Raw genomic sequence first — 10,116 nt, 5'->3', positions numbered from 1 at the left:
ATCGCGCGCATGGCCGCCAGTTCGTCGGCCAGGCTGCCGGTGAGCCCCCCGGGCGGTGGAATGGCCCGACCGGCTCAGTGCCCCGGTGCCCGGGCGCCCGCCGCCCGGTCGGCGGCCTGCGCCTTGATGGCGCGCTCGACCCCGGCGCGCTGCTCGATCACCCGGCGACGCAGCGCCGGCGCCGGCTCGGCCGTGCTCAGCCAGGCGTCGGTGGCGTCCAGCGTGGCCTGCTCGACCTGCAGCGACGGGTACAGCCCCACGATGATCAGCATCGCGATCTCGTGGCTGCGGCTCTCCCAGATGCCCTTGAGCGCCGCGAAGTACTTCGCGCCGTAGGGCGCCAGCAGCTCGCGCTGGTCGGCCTGCTGGAAGCCGGCGATCACCGCGTCCTGGACGTAGTTGGTGAGCTTGTCCGACTCCATCACCGAGGCCCAGGCCGCGGCCTTGGCCTCGGCGGTCGGCACGGCGGCGCGGCAGCTGGCGGCGTGCTCCTGGCCGGCCGCGGTGTTGTCGCGGGCCAGCTCGGCCGCGATGGCGGCCTCGTCGGCGCGGCCGGTGGCGGCCAGCCGGCCGAGCAGCGTCCAGCGCAGCTCGGTGTCCACGGCCAGGCCCTTGATCTCGACGGAGCCGTCCAGCAGCGCGGCGAGCAGGTCCAGCTGCCCCTCGCTGCGGGCGACGGCGGCCAGCGCGCGGGCCCAGGCCAGCTGGTGGTCGCTGCCGGGCTGGGCGGCGCGCAGCTGCTCCTCGGCGGCCTCGGCCCAGCGGGCGAGACCCTGCTCGCTCCACGCCGGGTCGGTGTAGGCGTCGAGGGCGAGCTTGACCTGGCGGTGCACCGACTGGACGACGCCGATGTCGGACTCCCGGCGGAGGCCCGAGACGGCCAGCTCCAGGTAGTCGCGGGCGGCCATCTCGCCGTCGCGGGTCATGTCCCAGGCGGAGGCCCAGCACAGGGCGCGCGGCAGCGAGTCGGTGAAGCCGCCGAGGTGCTCGGTGACGACGGCCAGCGAGTCCTCGTCCAGGCGGACCTTGGCGTAGGAGAGGTCGTCGTCGTTGAGCAGGATCACGGCCGGGCGGTGCCGGCCGACCAGCTCGGGGACCTCGGTGCGCGGACCGTCGACGTCCAGCTCGATCCGGTCGGTGCGCACCAGCGCGCCGTCGGCCAGCTCGTAGAGGCCGATGGCGATCCGGTGCGGGCGCAGGACGGCCTCGCCCTTGGCACCGGCCGGCAGCGCGGGGGCCTCCTGCAGCACGGCGAAGGACTCGATCTCGCCGTCGGTGTTGAGGGTGAGGGCCGGGCGCAGCACGTTGATGCCGGCCGTCTCCAGCCACGCCTTGGACCAGGCCTTGAGGTCGCGCCCGCTGGCCTCCTCCAGTGCGCCGAGCAGGTCGGCCAGGCGGGTGTTGCCCCAGGCGTGCCGCTTGAAGTAGGCCTGCACGCCCTGGAAGAAGGCGTCCTGGCCGACGTACGCCACCAGCTGCTTGAGGACCGAGGCGCCCTTGGCGTAGGTGATGCCGTCGAAGTTGACCTGGACGTCCTCCAGGTCGTTGATGTCGGCCATGATCGGGTGGGTGGACGGCAGCTGGTCCTGCCGGTACGCCCAGGTCTTCATCTGGTTGGCGAAGGTGGTCCAGGAGTGCGGCCACTTCGAACCGGGGGCCTCGGCCTGGCAGACGGCCTCGGCGAAGGTCGCGAACGACTCGTTCAGCCAGAGGTCGTTCCACCACTCCATGGTGACGAGGTCGCCGAACCACATGTGGGCGAGCTCGTGCAGGATGGTCGCGGCCCGCGCCTCGTACGCGGCGTCGGTCACCTTGGAGCGGAACACGTACTGGTCCCGCAGGGTGACGGCGCCCGCGTTCTCCATCGCGCCGGCGTTGAACTCCGGGACGAACAGCTGGTCGTACTTGGCGAACGGGTAGGGGAAGTCGAACTTCTCCTGGAAGTAGTCGAAGCCCTGCTTGGTGACCTCGAAGATCGCCTCGGCGTCCAGGAACTCACGCAGCGACGGGCGGCAGTACACGCCCAGCGGGACCTTCTGGTCGCCGTTCTCGTAGCTGTCGAAGACCCCGACGTACGGGCCGGCGACCAGTGCCGTGATGTAGGAGGAGATCCGGCCGGTGGGCTCGAACGTCCAGACCTGGCTGTCGCCCTCGCCGACCGGGGTCGGGGTGGGCGAGTTGGAGACCACGACCCAGCCGGTGGGCGCGGTCACCGTGAAGGCGAACGTGGCCTTGAGGTCGGGCTGCTCGAAGGTGGCGAAGACGCGGCGGGCGTCCGGCACCTCGAACTGGGTGTACAGGTAGGTCTCGTCGTCGACCGGGTCGACGAACCGGTGCAGGCCCTCACCGGTGTTGGTGTAGGCGCAGTCGGCGACGATCCGCAGCTCGTTCTCGGCGGCCAGGTTCGGCAGCGTGATCCGGCTGTCGGAGAAGTTGGCGTTGTCGAGCCGCTCGCCGTTGAGGGTGATCTCCTCGACGCTCGGCGCCACGAGGTCGATGAAGGAGGACGCGCCGGGGGTGTTGGCGCTGAACCGGACCACGGTGGTGGACCGGAAGATGCCTCCCTCCCGGGCCGAGCTCAGGTCGAGCTCGATGTCGTACGCGTCCACGTGCAGGAGGTCGGCCCGGGTACGGGCCTCCTCACGGGTGAGGTTGGTGCCGGGCACTCGCAGGACTCCTTCGTCAGGCTGATGCTTCGCATCCTCCCATGCCCGGCGCGCGGCGCCCGGGGAAATGTTCGAGGGCGGGGCGGAACAGGCGGGTTGGCCTGTTCCGCCCCGCCCTCGACCGGGTCGGGCACCGGGGCGCTACGCCCCCGGCGTCACTTCTTCGCGTACTTGACCACGGGCGCGTCCGAGCCCGCGCTGCGGGCGAAGCCGTACAGCGAACCGTCCGACTGCAGCACGTACTCGGTGGTGCTGGAGCCGATGAAGTCGGAGTTCTTCTGGCTGGTGATGGTGCCGAGTTCGGTCACCGCGCCGTCGGCTGGCGCGAGCGTGACGATCTTGGCACCCTTGCCGTAGCCCATGTCCAGCACGGCCCGGACCTTGCCGTCCTTGTCGGTGCCGGAGACCAGCCGGATGCCGTCGTTGGTGCCGCCGGTGGACGACCAGAGCCGCTTGCCGGTCGTCAGGTCGTAGGCGTTGACGGCGGGCTTGCTCGGGTTGGTCTGGACGTACAGCGTGGTGCCGCTGACGACGTTCTGGGTGAACGCGTCCGCCTGGCCGGAGAGCCGCAGGCTGTCCGCCCCGGGCTCCTTGACCGACATCGGGGTCATCGGCTTGTTGCTCTTGTCGAACGGCAGGATGTAGTCGCCGTTCGGACCGCTGGTCACCAGCAGCACCAGCGGCTGGTCCGAGACGACCTTGTCGATGCGCTCGATGCTGCCGGTGAACGGGACCGGCGCGGGGCTGGTGGTCTTGCCGGTGTCGGTGTCGACCAGCACCAGCTGCGACTTGGGGTTGGCGTTGGAGCCGTAGCAGCGGTCGCTCACCGCGATCTGGGTGCCGGCGACCTTGCCGTAGACGTTGCAGTCCTTGTCACGGGGCTGGAACTGCCAGACCGGCGAGCCGTCGGCGATGTTCACCGCGCCGGCCACGTTGCCGCCGATGCCGATGACCTTCTCGGTGACGGTCAGGGTGGGCGAGGACATCCGCTCGGTGCTGACCTTGGCCGACCAGAGCAGCTTGCCGGTGCTGATGTCGACCGCGCCGACGGTGGAGCAGTCGCTGTCACCGGTGTTGAGCGCGACGGCGGCGATGTGCTTCGAGTTCACCCCGTACGAGACGGCGCAGAACTCCTTGCTGCCGGCCGGCGGCGCGAGCGTCCACAGCTCCTTGCCGTCGGCCGAGTTGAGCGCGCGGATGCCGTAGCTGTCGGCGCGCACCACGGCCTTGTCGGCGCCCCAGATGCCGAGCAGCTGCGAGCCGCTGGCCGCGTTGGCCGGCTTGGCGGCGGTCCAGGCGAGGCTGTAGGAGCCCGCCTTGCCGCCGCTGCCGCCGCTGCCGCCGCCGGTGCCCGCGGAGGGGTCGGTGGTCGAGCTGTCGGTGGTGCCGCCCGTGCTGCTGGTGCCGCCGTCCGCGGACGGGGTGTCCGGGTCCTTCTTGTTCTCGGTGAACAGCACGACCAGACCGGCGACGATGGCGATCGCCAGCACACCGCCGATGATGCCGCCCCAGACCATCACCGGGTTGCGCCGCTTGGGCGGCGCCGGCACCGGCGCGCCGGGGAAGGCGTACCCGGGCTGCTGCTGCGGGTAGCCGTACCCGGCTCCGCCGTCGGCCGGCGGCGGGGCGGTGTAGCCGTACTGCTGGCCGGCGTTGGGGGCCGGGAACGGGGGCTGGGCCGGGTTGTACGGGCCGGCCGGCGCGGCGCCGGGCGGCGGCGGAGCGCTCTGGGCGGGGAAGGCGGCGGCGGTGGGCGCGTAGGCGTACTCGCTGCCCGGGGCCGGCGGCTGCCCGGGTGCGGCGCCCGGCGCGGCCGGTCCGCCCTGCCCGGGGACCGGAGCCCCGTCGAGCTGTGTCATCTGGTTCGCCACGGCGGCCGGGTCCACGCCTCCCGGCGTGCGGCCGAGCGAGACGCCCCGATTGTCCTGCGGCCCGGTACCGGGTGTGTCGCCTGCCCCCGGCGTAGGGTGATCCCCTGCCATCTGATGCCCCGTCATGTCTGGAAGCGTCCCCCGGCCGGTCACGTCCGTGGCCGGTGGGACGGGTGAGAATGGGCACCATGGTACGGGTGGGCGGTTTTCGGCCGGTCGCAGGAGCCCGGCAGGCCGCGCGTCGCGGCTCTGAGCTGGGGCCCCGTCCCCGGCGCCCGGCCCCCCGGCGGTACCCCGCCCGGCGCCCGGTGGCACACCGCCCGGCGCCGTGCGAGGCCCCCGGAGCAGTCCACCAGGCCCACCTTCCCCACTCCTTCCCCACTCCGCCACCGCGGTAGCCGCGCCACCCGACGCCGTCAGGCCCTAGGCTTCAGGAGTTGAAGGGATCGCCCGGCGGAGGGGTTCCCTCGCCCTTGGAAGGGTGGATCATGGCGACGGACACACCGGGTTCGCAGTCCTCACTGCACCGGGCCAACCTGGAGCGGGTGCTGCGCGCGGTACGGATGGCCGGCTCGCTGACCCAGGCCGAGATCGCCCGCGCCACCGGCCTCTCGGCGGCGACCGTGTCCAACATCGTCCGGGAGCTCAAGGAGAGCGGCACCGTCGTGGTCGCCGACACCTCCTCCGGCGGCCGCCGCGCCCGCAGCGTCTCGCTCAGCGGCGACGCCGGCATCGTGGTGGGGATCGATTTCGGCCACACCCACCTCCGGGTCGCCGTCGGCAACCTCGCGCACCGGGTGCTCGCCGAGGAGAGCGAGCCGATCGACGTCGACGTCTCCGCGGCCCAGGGCTTCGACCGCGCCGAGGCGCTGGTGGACCGGCTGCTCCAGGAGGCCGGCTTCCGCCCGGACAAGGTGATCGGCGTCGGCCTCGGCGTCCCCGGCCCGATCGACGTGGAGACCGGCGCGCTGGGCTCCACCGCGATCCTGCCCGGCTGGACGGGCATCGCCCCCGGCCGGGAGCTGGCCGAGCGGCTCGGCATGCCGGTGCACGTGGACAACGACGCCAACCTGGGCGCGCTCGGCGAACTCGTCTGGGGCGCCGGCCGCGGTCTGAGCGACCTCGCCTACATCAAGGTGGCCAGCGGCGTCGGCGCGGGACTGGTGGTCAACGGGCAGATCTACCGCGGCCCGGGCGGCACCGCCGGTGAGATAGGGCACATCACGCTGGACGAGGCCGGCCCGGTCTGCCGCTGCGGCAACCGCGGCTGCCTGGAGACCTTCGTCGGCTCCCGCTACCTGCTCGGCCTGCTCTCCTCCACGCTCGGCCAGGACCTGAGCGTGCCCCGGGTGGTCGAGCTGGCCCACCAGGGTGACCTCGGCTGCCGCCGGGTGATCGCCGACGCCGGCCGGCAGATCGGCACCGGTGTCGCCACCCTCTGCAACCTGCTCAACCCGCGCCGGGTGATCCTCGGCGGGGACCTCGCCGACGCCGGTGAGCTGGTGCTCGGCCCGATCCGCGACTCGGTGGCCCGCTACGCCATCCCCAGCGCGGCCCGCCAGCTCTCGGTCGTCCCGGGCACCCTGGGCGGCCGGGCCGAGGTGCTCGGCGCGCTCGCCCTGGTGATGAGCGAGATGGACGACTCCAGCCCGATCGGGCGGTCCGTACAGGCGTCCGTCGCCCGGCCGTGAGTGCCGGCCGGTCCGCGGCGGTCCGACCGTCCGTGTCCGGCGCCGACCGGGTCTGCCGCCCTTCGACCGTCCGTGCCCGCCCCCGGACCCTCCGTGGCCGCGGCGCGCCGTGAACGGCGAGTACGGGCCGCCGGCACCGGGCACCCCGCTCGGTGTCCGGTAGGCGGACATTAGACTCGACCGGTCGGCGCACCGCCGAGACCGATCGGCGCGACGGCACACGGGCAGCGAGGCCCGTCGGACCGCCCGCGGTCCGCGACTTTGAACGAGGAGGAACGGGTGGCCCTGCTGACCCGCATTCGGGGACCGCGCGATCTCGACCGGCTCACGCCCGGACAGCTGGCCGCGCTGGCCCAGGAGATCCGGACCTTCCTGGTGACGGAGGTCTCCAAGACGGGCGGCCACCTCGGGCCCAACCTCGGCGTCGTGGAGCTGACCGTCGCGCTGCACCGGGTCTTCGACTCGCCGCGCGACCGCATCCTCTTCGACACCGGCCACCAGAGCTACGTCCACAAGCTGCTCACCGGCCGCCAGGACTTCTCCCGGCTGCGGATGAAGGACGGCCTCTCCGGCTACCCCTCCCGCGCCGAGTCCGAGCACGACGTCATCGAGAACTCGCACGCCTCGACCGTGCTCTCCTACGCCGACGGCCTGGCCAAGGCCAACCAGCTCCAGGGGAAGAAGGACCCGGTCGTCGCCGTGATCGGCGACGGCGCCCTCACCGGCGGCATGGCCTGGGAGGCGCTCAACAACATCGCCGACTCCAAGGACCGCCCGCTGGTCATCGTCGTCAACGACAACGAGCGGTCCTACTCCCCGACCATCGGCGGGATGGCGAACCACCTGGCCACGCTGCGCACCACCCAGGGCTACGAGCGCTTCCTCTCCTGGGGCAAGGACGCCCTGCAGCGCACCCCGGTGGTCGGCCAGCAGCTCTTCGAGACGCTGCACGGCGCCAAGAAGGGCCTCAAGGACTTCATCGCCCCGCAGGGCATGTTCGAGGACCTCGGCCTCAAGTACATCGGCCCGATCGACGGCCACGACCTCACCGCCCTGGAGTCCGCGCTCACCAAGGCGCGCGGCTTCGGCGGCCCGGTGATCGTGCACTGCCTCACCGAGAAGGGCCGCGGCTACCACGCCGCCGAGAACAACGAGGAGGACCGCTTCCACGCGGTCGGCGTGATCCACCCGGAGACCGGCCTGCCGATCAAGAGCGCCGGCAAGGACTGGACGTCCGTCTTCGGCGAGGAGATGGTCGCGCTCGGCCGCGAGCGCGAGGACATCGTCGGCATCACCGCCGCGATGCTCCACCCGGTCGGCCTGGCCCCGTTCGCCAAGGCCTTCCCGGACCGGATCTTCGACGTCGGCATCGCCGAGCAGCACGCCGTGACCAGCGCGGCCGGCATGGCCACCAACGGCCTGCACCCGGTGTTCGCGGTCTACGCGACCTTCCTCAACCGGGCCTTCGACCAGGTCCTGATGGATGTGGCGCTGCACCGGCTGGGCGTCACCTTCGTGCTGGACCGGGCCGGTGTCACCGGCACCGACGGCGCCTCGCACAACGGCATGTGGGACATGTCGATCCTCCAGGTCGTCCCCGGTCTGCGGCTCGCCGCCCCGCGCGACGCCGACCAGCTGCGCGCCCAGCTGCGCGAGGCCGTGGAGGTGGAGGACGCCCCGACCGTGGTCCGCTACTCCAAGGGCACGGTCGGCCCGGCCGTCCCCGCGGTCGGCCGGATCGGCGGCATGGACGTGCTGCGCGCCCCCGAGGCCCCGGCCGAGGAGCGCCGCGCCGACGTGCTGATCGTCTCGGTCGGCGCGATGGCCGCGACGAGCCTGGAGGTCGCCGACCTGCTGGCGGCCGAGGGCGTCACCGCCACCGTGGTGGACCCGCGCTGGGTCAAGCCGGTGGACCGCGCCCTGCCGGGCCTGGCCGCCGAGCACCGCGCGGTCGTCACGATCGAGGACAACGGCCGCGTCGGCGGTGTGGGCGCCGCCGTGGCGCAGGCGCTGCGCGACGCCGAGGTGGACGTCCCGGTGCGCGACTTCGGCATCCCGCAGGAGTTCCTGGACCACGCCTCGCGGCCCGAGATCCTCGCCGAGATCGGTCTCACCGCCCCGGACATCGCCCGCAAGGTGACGGCCCTGGTCTCCCGGCTGGACGTGGCGGCCGTCCGGGCCTGAGCCGCCCGGTCCGCGGCCGTTTGCCACAACTGGGCAACAGTTCGTCGCAAGACAGGCTGATAATCGCACCGAAAGGCGGGACCGGCGCTGCCCGCGCCGATCCCGCCCGGTAGGTTGTCATCCGTGCCGACCCCCACCCGCCCCCGCCTCGTCGGGCTTGCCGAGCGCCTGCCCGACCGCGTCCGCCAGGGTTACTGGACGAGGCTGGTGCCGGTGCTGGCCCTGGTCGCGCTCGCCACCCACATCCCCTCCTTCGTCCGGCCGGTCTGGAGCCCCGACGAGGGGTTCCTGGCCACCCAGGCCCGGATGCTGGCGGACGGCGGCGTCCTCTACGACACCGTGGTCGACCGCAAGCCGCCGCTGCTGCCCTGGCTCTACCAGGCCTGCTTCGCCGTCTTCGGCTCCGCCTCGCTCTGGCCGCTGCGCACCCTGGCGGTGGTCGCCCACCTGGTCACCGCGATCCTGCTGGCCTCGATCGCCCGCGGCCGCTGGGGCAACCGGGCGGGCGCCGGGGCGGGTCTGCTCTACCTGCTGGTCTCCATCGGGCTCTCCCCGGAGGACACCCAGGCGGCGACCTTCGAGGTCTTCATGCTGCCCGCCATGGTGGCCGCCTTCCGGTACGCCGAGCGCCGCCGCTGGCTGGCCGCCGGCATCGCGGTGGCACTCTGCTCGCTGACCAAGCAGACCGGCGGCGCCGTCCTGCTGCCGGTGCTCTGGATGCTGTTCCAGGACGCCCGCCGGCGCGGGGTCCGCTGGCCGCCCGCCCTGTTCAAGATCGGATTCGGCTTCACCCTGCCGATAGCGCTGGTCGCGGTGATCCTCACCAAACCCAAGGGCTTCCTGTTCTGGGTGGTCACCGGCAGCGGGGACTACGCCTCGGTGGGCGGCGCCTGGCTGCAGATGGCCGGCCGCGCGCTGGGCAACTCGGCGATCCTGGTCGGCGCCGGCCTGGGCTTCCTGCTGCCGGTCGGCCGCCGGCTCTGGCTGAAGCACCGCCACCGCCCGCTGCCGGTCGCCGGGGAGGAGCACGGCTCCACCACCGACCTCTGGGTCTGGCTGCTCTCCTCGGTGGTCGCGGTCAGCGTCGGGTTCCACTTCTTCGGCCACTACTACCTGCAGCTGATGCCCCCGCTGGTGCTGCTGGGCACCGGCGCGGTCGCCACCTCGGCGATCCGCTGGAAACCGGTCCTGGTGTACACCACGGCCGCCGCCACGGTGTTCTGGGGCCTCGCGCTGGCCTGGCCGGGGGAGCGGCTCACCCGGACCACCGAGGTGGCCACCGCGGTCGCCGCGCAGAGCAAGCCGCAGGACACCGTGCTGGTCTGGGGCATGCACCCGGAGCTGTACTGGCTGGCCGACCGCAAGCCGGCCACCCGCTACCTGACCGCGGGCTTCCTGACCAACTTCAGCGGCGGCAAGGACGGCAACGCCAACGTCGGCGAGCAGTTCAGCGTCAGCAACGCCTGGCAGACCTTCGACCGGGAGATCGCCAAGGGCCTGCCCGAGATCGTCGTGGACGACTCCGGCCTGGCGCCCTACCAGCCCGGCATGATCCCGAAGATCGAGAACCTGCTGGACACCCACTACGAGATGGTCGGCGTCTTCGCCGACACCGTGGTCTACCGCCTCAAGCGCTGACCGCGCCCGGCGCGCGACAGGGCCCTCGCGCCCGCGCCCCGGGCTCCCCGGGCCCCGCCCCGCCGA

At 72.8% G+C, this 10,116-nt stretch carries 5 protein-coding genes; 3 read left to right on the top strand and 2 right to left on the bottom strand.

Annotation, left to right across the window (positions count from 1 at the left end; genetic code table 11):
- Nucleotides 1-74 precede the first annotated feature (74 nt).
- Both pepN and ABZ497_RS11810 read right to left on the bottom strand, forming a co-directional pair.
- Nucleotides 75-2,666 carry an aminopeptidase N gene (gene pepN / locus ABZ497_RS11815; protein ID WP_359804447.1) on the bottom strand — a complete coding sequence of 864 codons (2,592 nt, stop codon included), beginning with the start codon at nucleotides 2,664-2,666 and terminating at the stop codon, nucleotides 75-77.
- 155 nt (nucleotides 2,667-2,821) lie between these two features.
- Nucleotides 2,822-4,525: a PQQ-binding-like beta-propeller repeat protein gene (locus ABZ497_RS11810; protein WP_359804446.1), complete on the bottom strand. Its 1,704-nt coding sequence runs from the start codon at nucleotides 4,523-4,525 to the stop codon at nucleotides 2,822-2,824.
- A gap of 500 nt (nucleotides 4,526-5,025) precedes the next feature.
- Here ABZ497_RS11810 and ABZ497_RS11805 point away from each other — a divergent pair, with 500 nt between their 5' ends.
- The 3 genes from ABZ497_RS11805 (at nucleotide 5,026) to ABZ497_RS11795 (ending at nucleotide 10,050) form a co-directional block, all read left to right on the top strand.
- Nucleotides 5,026-6,228 (top strand): ROK family transcriptional regulator, encoded by a 1,203-nt coding sequence (locus ABZ497_RS11805; protein ID WP_329489976.1) that lies wholly within the window; start codon nucleotides 5,026-5,028, stop codon nucleotides 6,226-6,228.
- A 279-nt stretch (nucleotides 6,229-6,507) separates the two neighbouring features.
- Nucleotides 6,508-8,412: a 1-deoxy-D-xylulose-5-phosphate synthase gene (gene dxs / locus ABZ497_RS11800; protein WP_352288082.1), complete on the top strand. Its 1,905-nt coding sequence runs from the start codon at nucleotides 6,508-6,510 to the stop codon at nucleotides 8,410-8,412.
- A 123-nt stretch (nucleotides 8,413-8,535) separates the two neighbouring features.
- On the top strand, nucleotides 8,536-10,050 hold the full coding sequence (locus ABZ497_RS11795) for a glycosyltransferase family 39 protein (RefSeq protein ID WP_352288085.1): 1,515 nt from the start codon (nucleotides 8,536-8,538) through the stop codon (nucleotides 10,048-10,050).
- Nucleotides 10,051-10,116: the final 66 nt, after the last annotated feature.

The sequence above is a fragment of the Kitasatospora sp. NPDC005751 genome (genome assembly GCF_040630835.1).
Classification (GTDB): domain Bacteria; phylum Actinomycetota; class Actinomycetes; order Streptomycetales; family Streptomycetaceae; genus Kitasatospora.
Note: the sequence above shows the minus strand (reverse complement) of the source record. Positions and strands in the feature narration are given on the sequence as shown.